This is a genomic window from Methylobacterium sp. Leaf465 (assembly GCF_001424705.1).
Lineage (GTDB): Bacteria > Pseudomonadota > Alphaproteobacteria > Rhizobiales > Beijerinckiaceae > Methylobacterium.
On record NZ_LMRA01000008.1, the window covers coordinates 46,278 to 67,444 of the forward strand.

Sequence of the window (21,167 nt, forward strand, 5' to 3'; positions counted from 1 at the left end):
CGAGCGCAAGCGCCAATCCTCACGCGGCCCGCCGGCGCAGGCGCATGACGTAGCCGATGACTTCGGCCACCGCGCGGTAATGCTCCGCCGGGATCTCCGCGTCGATCTCCACGGTGGCGTGCAGCGCCCGGGCCAGGGGCGGGTTCTCGAGGATCGGGACGTCGTGGTCCTTGGCCACCGCGCGGATCTTGAGGGCCAGCGAGTCGACGCCCTTGGCCACGCAGACGGGGGCCGCCATGCCGGCCTCGTAGCGCAGGGCGACCGCGTAGTGGGTCGGGTTCGTGACGATGACGGTGGCGGTGGGGACGGCGGCCATCATGCGCTTCTTCACGCGCTGGGCCCGGATCTGCTTCATGCGGCCCTTCACCTCCGGGCTGCCCTCGCTCTCCTTGTGCTCCTGCTTCATCTCTTCCTTCGACATGCGCAGGCGCTGGCGCCAGCGGAAGCGCTGGTAGACGGCGTCGCCGAGCGCGATGGCGACGAATACCGCGAGCATGCCCGCCATCATCTTCAGGGCGAGGGTCAGGATCGCGGCCAGGACGGCGCTCGGGTCGAGGCGCGCGAACACCTCCATCCGGTCGCGCTCGCCCCACAGGATGGTGCCGGCGACGACCCCGACCATGCCGAGCTTGGCCAGCCCCTTCACGAACTGGAACAGGGCCTCCATCCCGAAGACGCGCTTGACGCCCGCCATCGGCGAGACCCGGTCCCATTTCGGGCCGACCGCCTCCGTGCTGAAGACGAACGGATGCTGGACGAGACCGGCGGCCAAGCCCGCGACCAGGACGAGACCTACTGGTATACAGAGGGCCTGCGCGCAGATGATCAGCGTGCGCAATCCCATCTCGGTATAGGCCGCCGAATCCGACGGCACCGCATGGGCGTTCATCAGGAAGCCCCGCAGGCTCGGCACCAAGTTCCTGGCGATCAGGCCAGACACCATGAGCAGCGCCATGGTGAAGGCGGCCAGGATGAAGAAGGTGTTGATCTCGGGGCTGTTGGGAACGTTGCCCTGCTCGATCGCCTTCTCGATCCGCCGCGGGGTCGGGTCTTCGGTCTTGTCTTCCGGATCGGAATCGTCCGCCACGGCTCAGACCTCCGCGCGGGGGCTCAGCGCCCGGCGAGCTCGGCCAGATAGCGCCCGATATCGTCGAGGAAGACGCTCATCATCACGCCGAGGCTGCCCAGCAGCAGCAGCATCCCGATGAGGACCGAGGCCGGAACGGCCACGAAGAACACCTGCATCTGCGGCATCAGGCGCGCCAGCACGCCGAGCCCCACGTTGAACAGGATGCCGAAGGCGATGAACGGGGCCGAGATCTGCACGCCGAGCGAGAAGCCCCGCGCGATGGCCTTCAACGCGAGGCTCGCCGCCTCGCCCATGCCCGGGACGCCATCCGGCGGGAGCAGGACGTAGCTGCGCCCGATCGCCTCGAGGGCGACGTGGTGCAGGTCGGTCGCCACGATCAGGGTGATGCCGAGGAGCGCCAGGAAATTGCCGATCGCGGTCTGCTGCCCGCCCTGCGTCGGGTCCACCGTCATGGCGTAGGACAGCCCGAGTTGCTGCGAGACGATCATGCCGGCGGTCTGCAGGGCGGCGAGAACCATCCGCACCGTGAGGCCGAGCACCAGACCGACCAGCAACTCGCCGATGAGCAGCGCGATCAGACCCGGACCCGCGATGGCTCCGCCCTGCATCGGCAGGAGCGGCCGCACCGTCGGAAACAGGATCAGGGTAAGCAGCAGCGCGAAGGCGAGGCGCAGCCGCGGCGAGACCAGCTGCTCGCCAACGCCCGGCATCAGCATCACCAGGGTGCCGATCCGGGCGAAGGTGAGGAGGAAGGCCGCCGCGATGCCCGGCAGGAGGAGGTTCATGGCCCGTCATAGCAGGCTTCAGCCGCCGGACACGATGCGGGCCGCGATCCGGGTCATGTAGCTGCCGAGGGCTTCGCCCATGAAGGGCAGCATCAGCAGGAGCGTCGCGAACACGGCCACGATCTTGGGGACGTAGATCAGGGTCTGCTCCTGGATCTGCGTCAGGGCCTGAAACAGAGAGATCACGAGGCCCACCACGAGGGCGACCAGCATGACCGGTCCCGCCACCTTGAGGAACACGAAGATGCCGTCGCGGGCGACGTCGATGATGGCGAGACCGGTCATGGAGGGGATGTCATTTCGCGTCGGGGCGGGGATCTTCGTGCGAATGTGTCGGCTGCGTCGCCGGGATCGCGAGGCCGCGGCCTAGATCTGCATCCGCATGATTTCCTCGTAGGCGGAGATCACCCGGTCGCGGACGGCGACGAGAGTCTGGAGGGCGGTCTCGCTCTCGGCCACCGCCGTCACGACGTCGACGACGTTCGCCTTGCCGCCCGCCACGGCGAGCGCCTGGCTGTCGGCTTTGCGTCCCGCCTCGCCGACGCTGTCCAGGCTGGACGTCAGCAGCGATGTGAAGTTCGAGCCCGACGCGCCGGTGGCCGGCGCGATCTTCGGCGAACCCTTGGCGCCGATGTTCTGGATCGCCGCGTAGGCGCCGGCGGCGAAGGCGTTGCTGGTCATGGCGGCGGACTTTCAGGCAGCGGAAGCGGCGGTCAGGCCTTGAGGATCTCGAGGGTCTTGGCGACCATGCGGCGGGTTGCCGTGACCATGTTGAGGTTGGCCTCGTAGGAGCGCTGGGCCTCGCGCATGTCCATGTTCTCGATCAGGCCGTTGACGTTGGGCATCGCCACCTCGCCCCTGGCGTTGGCGCTCGGATTGCCCGGATCGTACTTGGTCCGGAACGGCGAGGTATCGCGGCGCACCCGCCCCGCCTCGATCAGCGACGCGCCGGTCTCGCGGTCGACCTGCTGGGTGAAGGTCGGGATCTTGCGGCGATAGGGCTGGCCGCCGACGGCGCTCGGCGCGGAATCCGCGTTGGCGATGTTCTCGGCGATGATTCGCATCCGGCTCGACTGGGCCTTCAGGCCCGAGGCGGCGGTGGTGAGGGATTTCAGGAAGTCCATGGCGCGCTCCGTCAGGCGTTGGATGGCCGCTCAGCGCTTGCCGATGGCGATTTTGATGGTGTCGAGGCTCTTCTGGTAGAGCGAAGCTGCCATCTGATAATCCGCCTGGTTGTCGCCGGCCTTCATCATCTCCTCTTCGAGATTGACGCCGTTGCCGTTGGGACGGATCTCGAAGTCCTTCACGCGGCGCGGGTCGGCTCCGGGACCGTCCGGGCCTCCACCCGGGGCGATGTGGGACACGTTGGTCACCGCGAGGCTGCTGCTCGTGGTGGCGCCCTGCGGCTGCGACAGGACGGGACCGGATCGTCCGAGGTCGGGGCTGGCGAGATCCCGCGGCTTGAAGCCGGGCAGGTCGGCATTCGCCACGTTCTCGGCCAGGAGCTTCTGGCGCGTCTGGTGCCACTGCATCCGCGTGCGCAGCATGCCGAGAATGGGCAGGTCGGTGACGGACATGGGCGAGACCCTCCCCCCTTACCCGGAAGAATCTGCCCGGTGGGACCGGCAAAATCTGCCGCCCCCATGGTTAACGCCCGGTTAAACCCCGGGCGTCTCCCTCGAAGTAGGAACAGACCTCAGGGCGTTCTCTGCGTAGGTGGTTTCGCCTGTGGGCATTCCGCGAGCGGCGGCCCACTGGGATTGAGGGGCGCACAAGCCGCTGGCGGACCGGCCGACCGGGCATCCTCGCTTGGATGGCGGAGGGCACCGCGGCTCCAGAGAACGCCGAGGGTGATGGCGGCCGCGAGGAAGAGGCCGGCGGCGAGGAATGGGATCCAACGCGGAACGGTCATCGCCTTAACCCGTCTCGGAGGCGCCCTGCCGCTCGCGCCAGAGCACGTAGGGATGGTCCTCCACCGCCACGGGGAGGTGCTCCACGCGCATCGGTTGATCGCCCAGGGGCTGGCAGAGTTCGGCATAGATGCCGGCGCCGAGGAGTCCGTGGCGCTCGCCCTCCTCCGCGCTGTAGGCGAAGTAGGCCTGTTTGATGCCGGCCAAGCGCATGGCCGCATGGCACATCGGGCAGGGGCGACCGCTGGCATAGACGATGCAACCGTCGAGCTTCGGGCGCCCGAGCCGACGGCTCACCTCCCGGATCGCCACCATCTCGGCGTGGTCGGTGGGATCCTGGGTGATCGCGATGGTGTTGACGGCCCGCGACAGCACATCGCCATCGCGTACGATCACGGCGCCGTAGGGGCGCCCGCCCCGGAGAACGTTGTCGCGGGCCAACGTGACCGCGTCTCGCAGATGCGCTTGATGCTGATCTTCCACGGATGCCACGTCGAACTACCTCCGGCTGTGCCGCCCATCCAACGCGCCAGGACCGCTGGTGGGTCCCGTTTCGAGATGAGCCGCAGACGAGCGCTTGATGCGCCGTTAACCGCGGGCGGGGCACTGTCAGTCCAGGCCGCGTTGCGTATCGGCTTCGCCGTGGAGACACGGCACGCCCCGCCGCTCCGTGATCGGATCGGGCGGCGGGGCGTCCTTGGCGAACCGCAAGTCCTTCAAGACATTGCCGAATTTGTCTTGGCCAAAGGAGCTGTTAACGAAGTCTTAACGTTGTTGCCCGCGCTGGCGCCGGACATGATACTGGGTTTTCCAGTGTTGCGTCGGGCCACGAGCCCCAAAAGCGAGAGACCCCGGTCTTGTCATCGTTCTTCAGCTCGGATGGCTCGTTTCCCCTCCAGTTCGCCATCATCTTCGTCGTCATCTTCCTCATCCTTGCGGCGGGCGTCTTCCTGATCCGGCGACTCGGCGGGAAGGGATCGCCCCTCTCCGGCAAGAATTCTCCCCGCGGCCGCCAGCCGCGACTCGGCATCGTCGACATCTACGAGCTCGACCGTCAGCGCCAGCTGATCCTGCTGCGGCGCGACAACGTCGAGCATCTGCTTCTCGTGGGCGGCCCCAACGACGTCGTGATCGAGCGCAACATCCTGCGCGGCATGAGCGCCCGGATGGCGTCCGATGAGACCGCCTTCGACGAGGCTCCCGAGCCGGTGCTGAAGACGATGCCGGAACCGCCGGTATCCGAGCAGGCTCCGGTCCCGAGCCTGGCGCCATCCGTTCCGCCCGTTGCTCCCTATCGTGAGCCGGTCTTCGAGATGGCGGTGCCGTCCCCCGGCGCGGATTACGAGGTGGCCCCACCCCTGGGCGATCGCCCGCGTGCGGCTGCCCTAGAGCCGATGCCGGGCGTCCCGGCCCCGGAGCCGGCCGCGCCGCGACAGCGCGACTCCCAGATTGCGCGCGTCATGCGCCGGACGCCGCCCTCCCTGGCGAACTTCGTTCCTGCCGCGATCGCGGACCGCGTCGGCCTGCCGGAGCGGGGATCCGAGCCCGAAACCGGTCGCGACACGCCCGCGGAGGCGGTCGCCGCACCGGCGCCTCCCGTCTCGGCATCTCCCGTCTCGGCACCCACAGCCCGCGGCGTCGATGCCGCGATCCTCTCCGACATGGCACGCCAGCTGGAGGAGGCCCTGCGCCGACCCTCGGCGGCGGTCCGTCCCGCCATGCCCATGCAGAGCCCCGTGGCTGAGGCCGTCGCGCCTGCGATGCCCGAAGACAGGCCTGACGCCCCGGAAGCGCGCGTCGAACCCCAGCCGGAGGTGAACCGGGTCCCGGTCGCCGAGGCGTCCGGCATCGATCCCATCGCCGCCGCGATGGCGGCCACCGCTGAGACGTCGGCATCGGACGAGCGGTTCGCCGTCGAACCGCGGTCTGCCGTCGACGACGCGCTCTTCGCCGATCGTATCGAGGAGCCAGAGCTCGAGGCCGTGCCGGTGGAGCCGCCCGCTCCGCTTCAGTCTGCTCCGATCGAGCCGGACCCCGTGATCCACGCGGCGGTCGCCGACGCGCCGGAGGTCGAAGATGCCGCTCCCCCGGCGGTGATCGAATCGCCACCCGCCGCAGCGCCGACCCCGCCGCCTCCCGCTCCTGCGCCCGCAAAGGCGCCAGCCAGCCCCAATCCGTTCTCCGTGGAAGAGATCGAGGCGGAGTTCGCGCGGCTACTCGGCCGCCCTCTGGATCGCAAGCAGTAGACGGATCCGGGGGCGCCCCGCACCCGACCCGCACACCCCGCCGGGGCCGAGTTCGCATGGCCTCGCACGGGGATGCGGCCCGGGGCGCGAATGCTAAGAGGGGCGCGCGGCCGCGTCGCGTCGCATCGCCCGGAACCGGTATGACCGAACCCCGCTCCTTCCCCCTGAGACGCTTGCGCCTGCCGGTCCCGATCGGCCTGGGGCTGGCCTGTGCCACGACGGCGGTGCAGGCCCAGAGCCTTTCGGTCGATCTCGGCACCGGCGGGGTGACCGAACGGGCCCTCCAGCTCGTCGCGCTTCTCACCGTCCTCGCACTGGCGCCCTCGGTGCTGGTGATGGCCACGTCCTTCACCCGGATCGTGGTGGTGCTGTCGATTCTGCGCTCGGCGCTGGGGACCCAGAGCGCCCCGCCGAACGCGGTGGTCACCAGCCTGGCGCTGTTCCTGACCGCCTTCGTGATGGCACCGGTCGGGCGCGAAGCCTATCGCAATGGCATCGAGCCGCTGATCGCCGGGCAGATCACGCAGAGCGTCGCCTTCGAGCGCGCCTCCGCACCCTTCAAGACCTTCATGCTGAAGAACGTCCGCGAGAAGGATCTCAAGCTCTTCCTGGATATGGCGAAGGCTCCCATCCCGGCCGGTCCCGAAGCCGTCGGCCTCGAAGTGGTGACGCCGGCCTTCATGATCTCAGAGCTGCGCCGTGCCTTCGAAATCGGCTTCCTGCTGTTCATCCCCTTCCTGATCATCGACCTCGTCGTCGCCTCGATCCTCATGGCCGTTGGCATGATGATGGTGCCACCGGCGACCGTGGCGTTGCCGTTCAAGCTGATCTTTTTCGTCCTCGTCGACGGCTGGACCCTGGTGGCGGGCTCGCTGGTGCAGAGCTACGGGACCTGAAGGGCCGCGTGAGCCGGTGGCCGCGCACGAAAAAGGGCGCCCGAGAGCGCCCTTCCCTATCGTCACATGCCGGTTCGCGCGATTAGCGCTCGAGGTAGCTCTTCAGGGTCGAGATGCGGTTGCCGACGAGGCGCACGGCGCGCTTCAGGCGATCTTCCGACACGCCGAGGCGCGTGGCCATCGCGCTGCGCTGCTGGGTGTCGAAGATGTCGAGGTGGGTCTTTCCGGTCGTGGTGTCGAGCGGTTCCGTGAGCATGGGAAGGCCTCTGCTGTGACGGGCTGGAACGTAAGCCGCACGGGTGATTGGGATTGGAGGCAGAACGTCGCCGCGGCGCGTTTGTTGCGCTGGGCCCGACATAATTCGGCGAATCGCATCAGGCTTTTACGCCGCATGTCCGGCGTGACGTCGTCCCCGCTCAGCCGGGCGGGGTCGCACTCGCCTGGGCGTCGGCCCGCGCATCCGTCTCGCGCTTGCCCGGCGCCGGCACGGCGCTCTCGGGATAGCGCTTGCGGTATTCCGAGAGGAACGCCTGGAGCGTTTCGGCACTGGTGGCCTTGTGCGCGATTTCGCGGAAGCCCGCGGTGCGGACGGCGTTGGCTTGGGTGAGAAGGGCGAAAGTGCGGGCATCGACGCTCTCGGCCATCGGACCCGCAAATTTCGCCCGGAGGCGCTCGAGGCCAAGGGTCTCGCCAGCGAGCCCGTAGGCGATCGCCGCGCGCAGGATGTCCGTGCGGGCGTCGTCGTCGAGGGGCACGCGGCGGCGCCAGGCATCGCCGACCAGTGCCTCGTGCGCCTCCCCGGCGTCGCGCCAGCGCCGGCCGGTCCAGAGGATGTCCGCCCTGAGGCGCTCGGCATCCGGCCCCGTCTCGCCCTCGATGGTCTCGAGAGCGAGGTCGGTGCGGGACAGGTCGGACAGGGCGCGCGCCCGCAGCAGCGCCCGCGCCCGGCGCAGATCCTCGGGGAGTTCGGGCAGGTAGGTGGCGTCCAGGGTCTGGAGGGCCTGGAGGGGCTTCTCGTCCATGAGCCGGATGGCAGCGAGTCGCGCCGCCGTGCCCGCACGGCTGGGCCCCGTCAGGCGATGGTCGACCTGATGCTGCAGCAGTTCGCCCGCAGAATCGAGGAGGTCCAACTCCACCAGACGATCCGACAGCCGCCGGACGATCTCGTCGCCGCGACGGCCCAGCGGCGCGAACTCCTTGAAGTCGAAATACAGTGCCAGGGCCTCGACTCCGGACAGCTTGGAGCTGCGCTCACCGAGGTAGAGATCCTCGAAGAGGGTCTGGGCCATGTCGTGCACGTCGCGCACCAGCGGTGAATCCGTGCCGGTAGAATCGGCGCGGCGGGCGGTCATCATCGCCTGACGCCAGCGTCCCGCCTCGACGTAGAGCTTGGCCAAGGCCGAGATGGTTCGCGGTTCGAGGTCGTCGCCGTGCCAGGACAGGGCCAGCAGCTCCAGGCGCTCGATGGCATCCGCCACCGTGACCTTCCCCGCCGCGTGCCCCAGCACGGTGGCCCTCAGGCGGGCCGAGGCGGCGACCCCTGCCTCTGCGCTTTCGCTGAGGCGCTCGTAGGCATCGAGGGCGGCCACGGTCTGGCCGGTGACCTCGTCGATCCGGGCGCGCAGCAAGGCCAGTCGTTCCTGGGTCGGGCGGTCCGCTGCGCGGGTGGCCGCGACGATCTGGCGGTTGGCTGCATCCCAGTCTCCCGTCTCGACCGCGGCCTCGGCGGCTGCGGTGCGAAGGAGCGCCTGGAGGTCGTCGGGGTAGCGGTCGAGCACGCTCGCGGTCGCGCGGAACGAGGCATCGGCCGCGCTCCAGCGGCCTTCGAGGGCTTCGAGGTAGCCCTGCCACAGCCGCGCCTCGGGATCGTTCCTGAGGATCTCGACGGCCAGACCCGTGCGCATGTCGGACATGCGCCCGATCAGGGCGTTTCCGATTACGGTGAGCATCGGAACATCGCGCTGGCCGGCCAGGACGAGATCGTCGCCGAAGGCGGTCTTGAGGACGCCGAGCGCTTCCAGGGAGAGGCGATTGGCGAGCATCGTGCGCGCCAGGACCATTCGGAGCGGTCCGCGCGCGGCACGCGGTGCCTCCGCGGCCGCTTGAAGCTGGTCGCGGATCAGCTCGCGGGTGTCGCCGCGCTGCGAGGCCTCCCAGGGACCCCGGTCCAGGGCGAGGTCACTGAGGGATATCAGGGGCGCATCGGCGGGGCGCGCGACGCCGGAGACGGCCATGCCGCTTTCCCGGCTGATCGCGACCCCGTCGAGGTCCGGCCGCACGAGGAGGTCGTCCGCCTGCGCCAGGACTGCGACGCCCTGCCGGCTCGGCAGCAATTCGAAGTCGACGAAGATCTGCCGTTTCGGAATTCCGGCCGGCTTCGGGCCCCGGCCCGTCACGACGGCGATGCGCTCCCCGTCGAGGCTGAGCCAGGAGGCGACCCCGGGGTTCGGGAGGCGCACGCCGACACTGATCCGCCCGGCCGCATCGGTGACGCGAATCGCCGAGAGGGCGTCGCTCGCAGACAGGTTCTCGCTGGCCACCAACTCCCAGCCGGTCGGGTCCCCGGCGGGGCCGACCGGCACAAGGTCCAGGAGCCGGTCGCGCGGAACGAGAAAGCGCACGGTCACGATCCGACCGGTTCGCGTTGGCGGACCGAGCGGCGCGAGTATGGGATCGCCCGCGGGGACGACGACCGGCTCTGCGGTCTCGAAGACCAGATTGGCGATGCCCGCACGCTCGAACAAAGCGGCCGGCGGCATGGTTTTGAACGGGAACGCGAGGCCCGGTCCGGTGGGGCGCTGAACCGTCGCGGCGACGGGAGCCGCCGGTGCAGTCCCGGACGTCTCCGTGGTCTGCCCCGGCGACCGCTGCGGGGCCTTCTCGGGTTTGGGTTCTGCCGCCCTCACCTCCGTCGCTCTGGTCTCAACTCCCTTGGTCTCGGTCGTCTTGGTCTCGGTCGTTTTGGCCTCGCCGACGGGCCCAGCGCCCTCCCCGGCCTTCGCATCCTGCGCGCTGGGCTTGGCCTTCTCGGCAGGCTTTCGGACGAGGTCGATCGTCGCGCCGTCCTCGTCGCTGAAGGTTCGGATCTCGTAGCCGTCCGCGGGGGTGACGAGAAGACGGGCGCCGGTCTCGTCGCTCTCGGCCGACAGGCTCTCGATGGACGGCGTCAGGCGCCCGCGGGTGGCGACCTCGTCGATGCGCCAGGCTCCCGGAATCGCGAGGCGCATGGCCGGGCCGACGGCCTCGAAGCGCGGTGCGGCGGACGCCGGTGCACGCAGGCTCAGGCGGGTGAGCGTCGGAAGATGCGCCAGTTCGAGGCGCAGGGTCTTCGGCTCGGCGGGGGGGCGCGCCGCCCGCAGGGCCGCCTCAGCGGCCTGGGTCCGCCGGAACAGCTCGGCCACCACCTCCGGCGGCAGGGCCGGCGGCAGACCGCTCCAGTCCTGCGGCAGAAGATCGACGAACACCTTCTCCCCCGCCTCCTGGACGTTGACGCGGTAGGGGCGTTGCAGGGCAAGGCGTAGGCCCAGTCCGTCGGGATCGCGCCGCACGGCTGTGACGTAGTCCGGCATCTCGGCGGCGATGCGCTCGGGGCCGGCGCTCACCTTCTCCGAGAAGCCGAGGACGAGCACGGACCCGGACATCCGCGCCTTGACCGAAACCGGGCCGTCGAAGGTCAGGACGAGGCGACCGTAGCGCTCGCTCTGCGCGCCCTTGATCGCCGTGAGGCGTGCGGCGGTCGCCTCCGTCCCCCCGCAGAGAGCCGCAGCCATGATCGAGATCGCGGCGAAGCCAGCCCGAAGCCGACGCCGTCGTGTCGCGATACCGGCATCGAGAGCCATCGCTGGATACGCCAAACCCATGGGGCGGAGTGACTCGCAGCCGAGTCGATCCGCCTTACGCCGCACTGTCCGGCCACTCTCGCGTGTCGAGGCTAACGGGCGCTTAAAACGCGGCGGCGCTTTCTCCGGACCGCTAACGTTTGGTGATCAGACCCGGGATCGTCCGGCCGGTCTCGCCGAAATTCTCGGCGGCGCGCGCGCAATTGGCGGAAATGTCCTTGGTATAGATCTCCGTATAGGCCCGGCTGCGCAGGTTCAGGTCACCCTGGGCCAGATCGTCGGGCGCGACACCGAGGCCGGCGACGACGGAATTCAAGCGCTTGGAGTTCGGTTTGAGGTCGCGGCAGTAGGTTTCCACGAAAGCGAGCAGGCCGGCGAGCTTGGCTGCGCTGTTCTTCTGGCGTTCGGCCTTTGCCTCGGCGGCCGTCGGCGGGGGGCCGGGCGGCTTCTCGGGCGGCCGTTCCTCCTGGGCCCATGCCGGCGCCGCCAGGGCTCCGGCCACCATCAGGGTCATCAGGCTTCGGGTCAGCAGGGCCGATCTCTTCACGGGTACGCTCCTCGGGTCCGGCCGCGCCACGGTCCCGCTCAGCTCGTCAGCGCGATGGCGCGCGCCAGCGCGTTGGCGAATCCTTCGAGCGGTACCGTGATGGTCACGGGTTCTTTGGCCTCCGGCTTCGTCGCGGAGACCAGCAGGTTCTTGGCGGTCTTCATCGTGTCGGTCGCCAGGGTGGGCAGGCTGATGGGCACGAGGCACCCCTCCTGGCTGCAGGACAGATAGGGCGCGCCCTTGCCGAGGACGGCCTCGTCGAGCTTGAACGAGATGCCGGGCTCGATGGCGAGGCCGAGCGGCATCAGGATGAAGCCCTGCGCGCGCCCATCGTTGGGCGTCCGGATCTCCAGGGCGAATTCGCGACGGCCCTTGGCCCCCTGGGCCTGCATCACCGCGCATTCCGCCTTCGCGTCGGCCTTCGCGCAGGTCACGGTCCAGTCGCCATAGACCTCGGTGAGGGAGCTCGCACCGGTCGGCCAGCCGGCCGTGGTGGTCGGAGGCGCGGAGGCGGCAGCCGGCATCGGCGCCGCGGGCTTCGCCGGAGCTGGCTTCGGCGGGGCGGCCTTGCGCGGTTTCGGCTTGGCCGGCGCCTCGGTGGCGGCCGGAGCTTCGGCGTCCTGTGCCGCGACGGGAGCCGCCACGGTCAGGGCGAAGCTCAGGACGGCGAGGACTCGGATCAGGCTGATGGACGGCACGTGCTTGGCTCCCCGAACCCGCGCGGTGGGGATTTCATCCGCTCGGGATGCCTGCCCCTAGTCGGGCGCGGACGAACGCGCAATGGAGGCGCGGACAACCCAGTGGATGACCGCCTGCAAACGTCAGGGTGGTCAGCGCCGGGGCGGAGGCGTCGGTGCGTCGATCGCCGGGAGTTCGTTCGGGCCGAGACCGGCTGCGACCGTGGCTGCCGGGCCGCCGGCCTGCCCGCGCGCCCGATTGGCCAGGGCCACGGTGAGCTTCTCCGCGGGCTCCGACTGCATCAGCGCCAGCACCTCGGCCATCTTGCGGGGATTCATCGCCAGAACGATCGGCACGAGGACCTCGAGGCTCAGCCGGTCGAACACCCGCGCGGCGTCCTTCGGCTTCATCGTCTCGTACATCGTGACGATGTTCTTCAGCGCGGCCCGCTCGGCTTCGGCGCGCTGCGAGCCGCCTCCTTCGGCCTTGTCCTCACCCTGCTTCAGCGTGTCGACGCCCTCTTCCAGCTTGCGCTCGGCGGTGCCGAGCAGCTGCTCGCGCAGATCGAGGGCCTCGCTGCGCTGCTTGAGGGTATCGCGCCGCGCGGCGAGGCGCTCGAGGAGGGCGCGCTCGGACGCCGGCATCGGCTCCGGCGGCGGCGGTGGACGCGGTGCCGGCTTCTCGGGCTCCGGAGCCGGCTTCTCGGGTTCCTTCGGCGTCACCGAGCCGGTGGTCGACGGGTCTGCGGGCTCGTAATTCGTGCGGGCCTTGGCGAGGACGCGCGCGAACTCCGGCATCGCCGCGCCCGGTTGCGGCTTCGATTCCTCCACCGCGATGGCCGCGACCTTCAGCACCAGAAGCCCGGCCGCCGCCAGGGTCACGGCATCAATCAGGCGCAGCTTCAGCGGCCGCGTCTGACGGAACCGGACCAAGCTGCCGGTCCGTTTCCCGGGGGGCGCCTTCGTCATGCGGCCTTGCTCCGCAGGCGGCCGAGGGCGCGCTCGGACATGGCCAGGGCGGCGGCGGCAGCGACCCCGAGGCGCTCGCCGTTGGGGCTCGACGGTGCGGGCGGTGCGACGCGGACAGGCGGGACCACGCGCTCGAGGTCAAGCGGCTCCGGTGCCGGGGCCGCCGTGCGCGCGAGCTCGCGGGTCGGGGCGGCCTGGGCCACGATGGAGGCGATGCGGGCGATCACCGTCTCACCCGCCTCCACGTGGGCGGCGAGGTCGGTGGCGTAGCGCTCGGCGGTGCCAAGGCGGTCGGCCAGGGTCCGGTCGCACTCGTCGAGGGTGGCGCGCAGGCCGACGATGGCCCGTTCGGCGGTGGAGCTCGCCATGACGAGGTCGCCGATGGTCTGGCGCAGGGCCGCCTCGTCGGCCTTGAGCTTGGTGATGCGGCCGCTCAGGCGCATCGAGGAGACGATGCTGGCGACCAGTAGGACGGCGACGAGGCCATCGGCCAGGAGGGTGACGAGGAGGCTCATGGCTGGTCGCGTCACCCGTCGTTGCGGTTGTTCATGGAGGCTTCGAAGGCCTGGAGCGTGGTGCGCGACCGGCGCAGCGGCCGGGTGAGCTGCACCGCGATGTTGTCGTCGATCCGGCCGATCCGGCCCTGGGTCAGGGCCCAGTCGCCGCAGCGGATCGCGATCAGGTCCGAGGGTTTGGTGTCGAACATCAGCGTATCGCCGACCTTGAGCGACAGCACCTTCTTTAGGGGCAGCATCATCTCGTGCAGCACCGCCTCCATGGTCGCGTCGGCCTGCCAGATCTCCGTGGCGAGGTGGCTTTCCCAGACGTGGTCGCGGCCGAGCTTCTCGCCCATGAAGCTCTGCATGAGCAGTTCACGGATCGGCTCGATGGTGGCGTAGGGGAACAGGATCTGCAGTAGGCCGCCGCGTCCATCCATGTCGAGCTTGAGGCTGATCAGGATGGCGGCGTTGGCGGGCCGGGTGATGGTCGCAAAGCGCGGGTTGGTCTCGATCCGGTCGATGGCGAAGCGCACCGGCGAGAGCGGCTGGAACGAGAGCTCGAGGTCCGTGAGGATGATCTCCACCAGGCGCCGCACGAGCTGCATTTCGATGGTGGTGAAGGGGCGTCCGTCGAGGCGGGTCGAGGAGCCGCCGCGCTTGCCGCCGAGGAGCAGGTCGAGGGTCGAGTAGGCGAGATTGGATTCCACCGTGACGAGGCCGGAATTCTCCCAGGCATCGGCCCGGAAGACGCCGAGCAGGGTCGGCAGCGGGATCGCGTTCAGGTAGTCGCCGAAGCGCACCGAGGTGATGTTGTCGAGGGTCACCTCGACGTTGTCCTGGAAGAAGTTGCGCAGGCTGGTCGACAACAACCGGATCATCCGGTCGAAGACGATTTCCAGCATCGGCAGACGTTCGTACTGGACGACGCCCGAATCGACGATAGCGCGCACGCCGCCGGCCCCCGAGGCCGAGAGCTCGCGCAGGGAGAAGCCGAGGACGCCGTCGATCTCGTCCTGGTTCAGGATGCGGTCGTTGCCGGCGAGTTCGGGGAGATTGTCGGTCTCCCCGTCCTCGATCATCGTCGCCCATTCGGCGGCGACGTCGCTGGCATGGGTGGTGGTGCCCTGTTCGGCGAGTGCCGCGCCCCACTCGTCGGCGAGCGAGGCTTCGCCTCCCTCGCCGTTCTGGGCGATGAGGGCTGCGGCCCAGTCGTCCTCGTCGATCTCGTCTTCCGGTCCGGCCATCAGACTCTCGTCACCTGCGAAACTTCATCCATCCCAATCGGCAGCGCCCGCCTACTGGATCACCACGTCCTTGAAGAGGACCGCCTCCGCCCGGGCCGGGTGGATGGCGACGTTGACCCGGCGCAGCAATTCCTCGCGCAGGCGGTAGATGCCGGCCGACCCGGCGAGGTCGCTCGCACGCAGTTCGCGCAGGTAGACCTGGAAGGCGTCCTCGATGCGCGGCATCAGGGGCTTCACCTCGCCCTCGACCTTGGCGTCCTTGAGCTCGATCGCGACCTTGATCTTGGCGAAGCGCGTCCGGTCCTGGCCCGGCTCGCTGGCGAGATTGACCATCATCTCGCGGACATCGAGGAACACGACCGGCTTCTTCACCTCGGCGGCCGCTTCGGCGTGGCCGTCGCCAGCCTTTTTCTTCAGGAAGACGAAACCGCCGCCACCCACCAGCGCCAGCACCACCGCGCCGATGATGATGAGCTTCTTCTTGCCGCCTTTCGGGGCCTCGCCCTCCGCGCCCTCCTCACCCTCGGCGGTGGCCTTCTTCGGCTTCTTGGCCATCGCTGGACCTCGGGACTGCGCGGTGGGGCGAGTGGGACCCGCTCGTCGACATCGACACCCTCGGATGTCGACCCTCGCAGAGGTATCGGGCCAGCAAGGTTAACGCGTCGTTAAGGCGGCAAAAGCTGCCGGGTCGGACTTGCCGCGCGGTCGGACACGGCAGGCGCTGCCTGGTCGTCGATATCTGTTTAAGATATTGACGATGTTCATAGAATACGGATTTCCTAAGCTGGCACGGCCCATGCGGATGTTGGGACATCGTCGCTCGTCGGGGCTGAGAGTGTCATGCAGAACGCATTGTTCGTGGGGGTTTCGAGCCAGGTCGCGCTCCAGCGCGAGCTGGACGTCATCGCCAACAACATGGCCAACATCTCCACCAACGGCTTCAAGGGGCGCAACAGCCGGTTCCAGGAATACCTGATGCCGGTGGCGAGCGCGGATTCCTTTCAGAGGCCGGACCGCCGCGTCTCCTACGTGATCGACCAGGGCACCGCCCTGGACCTCGCCCAAGGACCCATCGAGCAGACCGGCAATCCCCTCCACGTGGCGGTGCGCGGCGAGGCCTTCCTGGTGGTGCGCACCCCGAATGGCGATCGCTACACCCGCAACGGCGCGTTCGAGACCGACGCCCAGGGGACGCTGGTCACCAGCGACGGGTACCCGGTGCAAGGCGAGGCGGGGCCGATCCAGATCGGCCAGCAGGAGACCGGCGTGTCGATCGGCCCGGACGGCACGGTCTCGACCAACCTCGGCATCCGCGGCCGCGTCCGCCTCGTCACCTTCGCCAATCCCCAGGCGCTGACCAACGAGGGCGCGAATCTCTATGCCTCCGCGGCACAGCCCCAGGCCGCCGGCCTCGCCGGCCGGGTGGAGGCCGGCGCCCTGGAGCGCTCGAACGTGAAGCCCGTCATCGAGATGACCCGGCTCATGGACGTGAACCGCACCTACACCATGGTCTCGGGCGTGATCTCGCGCCTCGACGATCTGCGCGGCACGGCGATCCGCCGTCTCGCCGACGTCGCGTAAGGATCTCAGCAGATGCGCGCCCTCTACGCCGCCGCCACCGGCATGGCGGCCCAGGAACTCAACGTCCAGGTCATCTCGAACAACATCGCGAACCTGCGCACCACCGGCTACAAGCGCCAGCAGCCGCATTTCCAGGATCTGCTCTACCAGAACCTGCGCCGGGCGGGCTCCTCGACCTCCGACCAGAACACGCAGCTGCCCGCAGGCCTCGCCATCGGCTCGGGCGTGAAGACGACGTCGACCGCCCGGGTGATGTCGCAGGGGACGCTGACGAGCACCGAGAAGGAATACGACGTCGCCATTCGCGGCGAAGGCCTGTTCCGGGTGACGCTGCCGGACGGGCGCACGGCCTACACCCGCGACGGTTCGTTCGACCTCTCGGCCCAGGGGCAGCTCGTCACCCGCGACGGCTACCTCGTCGATCCCGGGGTGACGGTGCCGAACAACGCCACGTCGGTGACGATCAGCGCCCAGGGAGCGGTCCAGGCCACCGTGCCAGGGCAGACCGCGCCGCAGGCCTTGGGCCAGTTCCAGCTCGCCCGCTTCGTCAACAAGGTCGGCCTCGAATCGATCGGCGACAACCTGTTCATCGAGACCGCCGGGTCCGGTCCGGCGATCAACGGTCTGCCGGGCTCGGAAGGGTTCGGCAACCTGCAGCAGAGCTATCTCGAGGAGGCGAACGTCAACGCCGTCACCGAGATCTCGTCGCTGATCGCGGCACAGCGCGCCTACGAGATGAACTCGAAGGTGGTGACCGCCGCCGACCAGATGCTCTCGACCACCTCCCAGATGTTCCGCAGCTGATCGAGGTCCTGACCATGCATGCGCTCAGACAGATCCCCCCCCGCCGCCCGATCAGGGTCTCGACCCTGAGCGTCGCCATCGTGGGCCGAACCCTGCTGGCCGTCCTGGCCTTCTCGTTCCTCACCTTCCAGGTCCTGGCCCAGGAGGCCCGCCCCGCCGGGGCAAGCCTGCGCTTGCGCGGCGACGTCACCGCCCGCGGCGACGTCCTCACCCTCGGCGACCTCGTCGAGGGGGCCTCTGCGGAGACGGCGCAGCGTCCGCTGTTCCGGGCGCCGGCCCTTGGCGCCACCGGCACGATCCAGGCGCGTCGCATCGCCGATGCGGTGGCCGGTCTCGGGCTCGGCCCGGTGGAGACCGGCGGCCGGGTCCAGGTCTCGGTCCAGCGCGCCGCCCGCCGGGTGACGCAGCCGGAGATCGAGGCCGCCCTGAAGCGCGCCCTGGAATCCGGCTACGGCGTCGATCCGCGCAACCTCGCCATTCGCCTCGATGGCGAGTCCCCGACCCTTCTGGCGCCCCTGGACCTGAACGGTCAGGCCGTCGCCCTCGACCTCAGCTACGATCCGCGCTCGCGCCGGATCGCCGGCCTGATCACCCTGGGCGAGCGTCAGGCATCCCTCCGGGTCTCGGGCCAGGTCATGGAGATCCGGGAGGTCGCCGTCCTGGGGCGCAGCCTCAATCGCGGCGAGACGATCAACGCGGCCGACCTGACCCTCGAGCGCCGTCCGCGCGAAGCGACACCGTCGGACGCGCAGGGGTCCCTCGGCGATCTCGCCGGACAGGTGGCGCAGCGCAGCCTCGGTGCCGGTGCGATCCTGCGCTCGGGCGACCTCGCGCCGCCCGACCTCGTGGCCCGGGGTGAGGCCGTCACGATCCTCTTCGATTCCCCCGGTCTCAATCTTTCCCTCCGGGGACTGGCCAACGAGGGTGGCCGCCTCGGCGCCATGATCACGGTCACCAACCCGGTCTCGAAGAAGATCCTGTCCGCCACCGTGATCGGACCCGGCCGCGTTTCCGTCGGTCCCGCGCCCCTGGTGCGCCAGGCCAGCGCCGCCCTCGACGGTCCCGCGCTTCAGCGCTGAGCCGCCCCGTCCGCGTCCCCTTTCGGTTTGCCAAAGGTTCGGTCCCAATGACCCACCGCGTCTCTCCAGCCCTCGCCGTCGCGCTCCTCTGCACGACCCTCGGCGCCTGCAACACTGCGGACCGACTGTCCCAGATCGGTGCGACGCCAGCCCTCTCGGCCATCGAGGACCCGACCGCCCAGGCCGGCTACAAACCGGTGCGCCTGCCGATGCCGGAGGTCCAGCCGGTCTCGTACGCTCCGAACTCCCTGTGGCGGACAGGCTCGCGCGCCTTCTTCAAGGACCAGCGGGCCGCCCGAATCGGCGACCTCGTCACCGTGAAGGTCAATGTCACCGATAAGGCGAACCTGAACAACGAGACCAAGCGCTCGCGCTCGAACGCCGAGGGTTTCGGCCTGCCCAACGCCTTCGGCCTGGAGAGCAGCAAGGGGGTGACGGCGGCCGGGATCAGCCCCGACAAGCTCATCAACGCCACTTCGACCACATCGAGCGACGGTGCCGGTTCGGTTCAGCGCAACGAGACCGTCACCACCAGCGTCGCGGCCATCGTCACGCAGGTCCTGCCCAATGGAAACCTCGTGGTGGAGGGCAAGCAGGAGATCCGCATCAACTTCGAGGTCCGCGAACTCATCGTCGCGGGCGTGGTCCGGCCCGAGGACATCGAGTCCGACAACACCATCGATTCGAGCAAGATCGCCCAGGCCCGGATCGCCTATGGCGGACGCGGCCAGATCACCGATGTGCAGCAGCCGCGCTACGGTCAGCAGCTGGTCGACGTGCTCCTGCCGTTCTGAGCCCCGCCGGAGCCTGTTCGTCCCTCTCCGAGAACGGCTTGGATCGCGGTCCGCCCGCGACCAGCCCGCTCAGTCGTCCCGGTAGACGCGCTCGCGTCGCTCGTGACGCTCCTGCGCCTCGAGCGACAGCGTCGCGATGGGGCGGGCATCCAGGCGCTTCAGCGAGATCGGCTCGCCGGTCTCCTCGCAATAGCCGTAGGAACCGTCCTCCAGCCGCGCTAGGGCGGCGTCGATCTTGCCGGTGAGCTTGCGTTGCCGGTCCCGCGCTCGCAACTCGATGGCCCGGTCCGTCTCGGACGAGGCACGATCCGCCAAATCGGGATGATTTTCGTTCTCGGTCTGTAATGCGACCAGCGTATCTTGGGCCTCACGTAGAATATCGGACTTCCAGCCGAGCAGTTTGCGACGGAAATACTCCCGCTGCCGATCATTCATGAACGGCTCGCTCTCACTCGGTACGTACCCGTCCTCAATCGTGACCTTCGCCATTCGCGCCTCTTGCAGCCGGTCCGCGGCGATCGTTTTGCGTGGCTATAATGCAGGGTGCAGGCCACGACAACGCATCGTGGTTACCGCATACCGCAATCCTCTCGGATGTTTTGCGCGCTGCGGCAAACACGCAACGGCTGCAAACACGCCACCGGAGGCTGTGCGTTGCAACAGCGGCTGCGCTTTGTCACCTAGAATCTGTCCTGCGTTAAAATGCAGGTCTCCGTGGCGAGGGATCAGGAGCTGACCTGCACCCGCCGACAGGCCGGGGCGGTCCGGCGGAGAACGCGGGCGACGCCGTCCCGTCGGGGTCGCAGGGGCGCATGCGCAAAGCTATTGCTGGCTCCTCTCGTTCTCAAGGCCAGAAAGGTGTCCTCAAGGAAACGATAATTTCCGGTGCTACCAAGCAATTCTATCCTAAGACACTGCAGGTAAACAGAGAAATTGAAGTAGAATCCCAGGGGAACTGGCCTCGGTGGGTGTGGTTCTCCCATGGCGACGCTTGCGGGACCCTTCCGGTTTCTCGGCCCTGACTCCGCTGGTGATCGCATCCTTTTCCACCGTCACGACTTCGGAGATCGCCCCATGGCAGCCAAGGCCAAAACCCTGCACGACGCGTTCTACGAGACCCTCAAGGACGTCTACTACGCCGAGAAGCAATCCGTCCGAGCCCTGAAGAAGTCGGCCAAGGCGGCCGAGCACGCGGAGCTTCGCAGCGCGTTCGAGACTCACGCGGAGGAGAGTGCCGAGCAGGTGGAGCGGCTCCAGCAGGTCTTCGAGATCATTGGCAAGCCGGCCCGCGCCAAGACCTGCGAGGCGATGCAGGGCATTACCTCCGAGATGGAGGAGGATCTCGAGGATTTCGGCGATAGCCCAGCCGCCGATGCGGTGCTGGCTGCCTGTGCCCAGGCCGTCGAGCATTACGAGATCGCCCGCTACGGCACCCTGAAGACCTGGGCACGCCAGCTTGGCTACGAGGATGCCGCCAAGCTCCTGGAACAGACCCTCGAGGAGGAGAAGAAGACCGACGCCCTGCTGAGCCAGATCGCCGAGCGGATCAACACCGAGGGCAGCGAAGTTGCCGCCGGATCGGACGACACGCCGCGCGCCAAGAAGACGAAGGCCTGAGGTCGGCTCCGGCCCCCGCGCCTCAGGCGGCGCGGGCGGCGGACAGCTTGGCGAGTTCGACCGCGGCCCGCAACTCGATCTCGGCGATCAATCCGTCGAGACGGGGGTCGCCGCTGGTGCCGCTGCGCTCCGACAGGCGGGCCCCGATGGCCTGTAGATCGCGCGTCGAGACGCGGCCCATGATCAGGGAGGCTTTCAGCCGGTCGAGCCCATCGAGCAGGTCGTTGCCGCGCTGGGCCGACCGGCGCCGGCGCTCCTCCGGCGTATCGGTGTTGCTCTGAAGCGTGAGGATGGCATCGAGACCAGCGAGCGATGCCGCGGCGGTGGCGCCCGGCCCGCCCGCGTTCGTTGCCGGGCTGGCGACGGCGAAGGCGGGCGCGCCTTCGCTCCGGCGCGGTGCCGCGCTCGGGCCGGTGCTGGCAGTGACGAAGCGGGTGTCGACGCGCATGAGGTGAGACCGATCGGGGCGATGGTCCGCCCGGCGTCGGCAGAATCCGGCAAGCGTGGTTAACCGGTCGTAAATGACCCGGCAGAACGTGCCGGGTCGGCATGAAGCGTCCGGGACCTTTGCCCAGCCGGCGCCGGTATC

At 69.0% G+C, this 21,167-nt stretch carries 24 protein-coding genes; 7 read left to right on the forward strand and 17 right to left on the reverse strand.

Annotated elements, in window-relative coordinates:
• Positions 1-19: 19 nt before the first annotated feature.
• The 7 genes from flhB to ASG51_RS07590 all read right to left on the reverse strand — a co-directional run bounded on the left by flhB (position 20) and on the right by ASG51_RS07590 (position 4,268).
• Positions 20-1,087, reverse strand: coding sequence for a flagellar biosynthesis protein FlhB (flhB, locus tag ASG51_RS07560; protein WP_056274088.1), 1,068 nt, complete (start codon positions 1,085-1,087; stop codon positions 20-22).
• A 23-nt stretch (positions 1,088-1,110) separates the two neighbouring features.
• A complete protein-coding gene (fliR, locus tag ASG51_RS07565) occupies positions 1,111-1,875 on the reverse strand; it encodes a flagellar biosynthetic protein FliR (RefSeq protein ID WP_056355546.1) in 765 nt (254 codons plus the stop codon).
• Between the two features lie 18 nt (positions 1,876-1,893).
• A complete protein-coding gene (fliQ, locus tag ASG51_RS07570; RefSeq protein WP_056215843.1) occupies positions 1,894-2,160 on the reverse strand; it encodes a flagellar biosynthesis protein FliQ in 267 nt (88 codons plus the stop codon).
• A gap of 81 nt (positions 2,161-2,241) precedes the next feature.
• On the reverse strand, positions 2,242-2,556 hold the full coding sequence (fliE, locus tag ASG51_RS07575) for a flagellar hook-basal body complex protein FliE (RefSeq protein WP_056215853.1): 315 nt from the start codon (positions 2,554-2,556) through the stop codon (positions 2,242-2,244).
• A 32-nt stretch (positions 2,557-2,588) separates the two neighbouring features.
• Entirely contained in the window at positions 2,589-2,999 is a 411-nt protein-coding gene (flgC, locus tag ASG51_RS07580) for a flagellar basal body rod protein FlgC (protein ID WP_056215858.1), read from the reverse strand.
• Between the two features lie 30 nt (positions 3,000-3,029).
• Positions 3,030-3,452 carry a flagellar basal body rod protein FlgB gene (flgB, locus tag ASG51_RS07585; RefSeq protein ID WP_056274076.1) on the reverse strand — a complete coding sequence of 141 codons (423 nt, stop codon included), beginning with the start codon at positions 3,450-3,452 and terminating at the stop codon, positions 3,030-3,032.
• A 339-nt stretch (positions 3,453-3,791) separates the two neighbouring features.
• Positions 3,792-4,268: a nucleoside deaminase gene (locus ASG51_RS07590; RefSeq protein ID WP_056380008.1), complete on the reverse strand. Its 477-nt coding sequence runs from the start codon at positions 4,266-4,268 to the stop codon at positions 3,792-3,794.
• 374 nt (positions 4,269-4,642) lie between these two features.
• On the opposite strand from ASG51_RS07590, the gene ASG51_RS07595 reads away from it, so the two are divergent.
• Positions 4,643-6,031 carry a hypothetical protein gene (locus ASG51_RS07595; RefSeq protein ID WP_056380010.1) on the forward strand — a complete coding sequence of 463 codons (1,389 nt, stop codon included), beginning with the start codon at positions 4,643-4,645 and terminating at the stop codon, positions 6,029-6,031.
• Positions 6,032-6,171: 140 nt separating this feature from the next.
• Entirely contained in the window at positions 6,172-6,927 is a 756-nt protein-coding gene (gene fliP / locus ASG51_RS07600; RefSeq protein ID WP_056380013.1) for a flagellar type III secretion system pore protein FliP, read from the forward strand.
• A gap of 82 nt (positions 6,928-7,009) precedes the next feature.
• Here fliP and ASG51_RS23235 read toward each other — a convergent pair whose 3' ends face one another.
• The 8 genes from ASG51_RS23235 to fliL all read right to left on the reverse strand — a co-directional run bounded on the left by ASG51_RS23235 (position 7,010) and on the right by fliL (position 15,258).
• Complete coding sequence (locus ASG51_RS23235) at positions 7,010-7,183, reverse strand: DUF3606 domain-containing protein (RefSeq protein WP_082487900.1); 174 nt, start codon at positions 7,181-7,183, stop codon at positions 7,010-7,012.
• Between the two features lie 160 nt (positions 7,184-7,343).
• Positions 7,344-10,697, reverse strand: coding sequence for a hypothetical protein (locus tag ASG51_RS07605; RefSeq protein WP_244480086.1), 3,354 nt, complete (start codon positions 10,695-10,697; stop codon positions 7,344-7,346).
• A gap of 202 nt (positions 10,698-10,899) precedes the next feature.
• On the reverse strand, positions 10,900-11,280 hold the full coding sequence (locus tag ASG51_RS07610; protein ID WP_156389614.1) for a hypothetical protein: 381 nt from the start codon (positions 11,278-11,280) through the stop codon (positions 10,900-10,902).
• A gap of 71 nt (positions 11,281-11,351) precedes the next feature.
• Complete coding sequence (locus tag ASG51_RS07615) at positions 11,352-12,011, reverse strand: invasion associated locus B family protein (RefSeq protein WP_056274061.1); 660 nt, start codon at positions 12,009-12,011, stop codon at positions 11,352-11,354.
• 132 nt (positions 12,012-12,143) lie between these two features.
• A complete protein-coding gene (locus ASG51_RS07620; RefSeq protein WP_056380019.1) occupies positions 12,144-12,959 on the reverse strand; it encodes a hypothetical protein in 816 nt (271 codons plus the stop codon).
• Entirely contained in the window at positions 12,956-13,474 is a 519-nt protein-coding gene (locus ASG51_RS07625; protein WP_056380021.1) for a DUF6468 domain-containing protein, read from the reverse strand. Before ASG51_RS07625 ends, ASG51_RS07620 begins: the two co-directional genes overlap by 4 nt.
• 11 nt (positions 13,475-13,485) lie before the next feature.
• Complete coding sequence (gene fliM / locus ASG51_RS07630; protein ID WP_056215891.1) at positions 13,486-14,703, reverse strand: flagellar motor switch protein FliM; 1,218 nt, start codon at positions 14,701-14,703, stop codon at positions 13,486-13,488.
• A 51-nt stretch (positions 14,704-14,754) separates the two neighbouring features.
• Positions 14,755-15,258: a flagellar basal body-associated protein FliL gene (fliL, locus tag ASG51_RS07635; RefSeq protein ID WP_056380023.1), complete on the reverse strand. Its 504-nt coding sequence runs from the start codon at positions 15,256-15,258 to the stop codon at positions 14,755-14,757.
• Positions 15,259-15,543: 285 nt separating this feature from the next.
• Here fliL and flgF point away from each other — a divergent pair, with 285 nt between their 5' ends.
• The 4 genes from flgF to flgH are packed head-to-tail and all read left to right on the forward strand — an operon-like array spanning position 15,544 to position 18,961.
• A complete protein-coding gene (gene flgF / locus ASG51_RS07640; RefSeq protein ID WP_056215900.1) occupies positions 15,544-16,284 on the forward strand; it encodes a flagellar basal-body rod protein FlgF in 741 nt (246 codons plus the stop codon).
• Positions 16,285-16,296: 12 nt separating this feature from the next.
• Entirely contained in the window at positions 16,297-17,088 is a 792-nt protein-coding gene (gene flgG, locus ASG51_RS07645) for a flagellar basal-body rod protein FlgG (RefSeq protein WP_055951334.1), read from the forward strand.
• Positions 17,089-17,102: 14 nt separating this feature from the next.
• Positions 17,103-18,167 (forward strand): flagellar basal body P-ring formation chaperone FlgA, encoded by a 1,065-nt coding sequence (gene flgA, locus ASG51_RS07650; RefSeq protein ID WP_056380025.1) that lies wholly within the window; start codon positions 17,103-17,105, stop codon positions 18,165-18,167.
• A 47-nt stretch (positions 18,168-18,214) separates the two neighbouring features.
• Complete coding sequence (flgH, locus tag ASG51_RS07655; RefSeq protein ID WP_056215907.1) at positions 18,215-18,961, forward strand: flagellar basal body L-ring protein FlgH; 747 nt, start codon at positions 18,215-18,217, stop codon at positions 18,959-18,961.
• A 69-nt stretch (positions 18,962-19,030) separates the two neighbouring features.
• On the opposite strand, the gene dksA is transcribed toward flgH, so the two are convergent.
• A complete protein-coding gene (gene dksA, locus ASG51_RS07660; RefSeq protein ID WP_055951344.1) occupies positions 19,031-19,450 on the reverse strand; it encodes an RNA polymerase-binding protein DksA in 420 nt (139 codons plus the stop codon).
• A gap of 585 nt (positions 19,451-20,035) precedes the next feature.
• Here dksA and ASG51_RS07665 point away from each other — a divergent pair.
• On the forward strand, positions 20,036-20,578 hold the full coding sequence (locus ASG51_RS07665) for a ferritin-like domain-containing protein (RefSeq protein WP_056274049.1): 543 nt from the start codon (positions 20,036-20,038) through the stop codon (positions 20,576-20,578).
• A 22-nt stretch (positions 20,579-20,600) separates the two neighbouring features.
• On the opposite strand, the gene ASG51_RS07670 is transcribed toward ASG51_RS07665, so the two are convergent.
• Positions 20,601-21,026, reverse strand: coding sequence for a flagellar assembly protein FliX (locus ASG51_RS07670; protein ID WP_056380027.1), 426 nt, complete (start codon positions 21,024-21,026; stop codon positions 20,601-20,603).
• Positions 21,027-21,167: the final 141 nt, after the last annotated feature.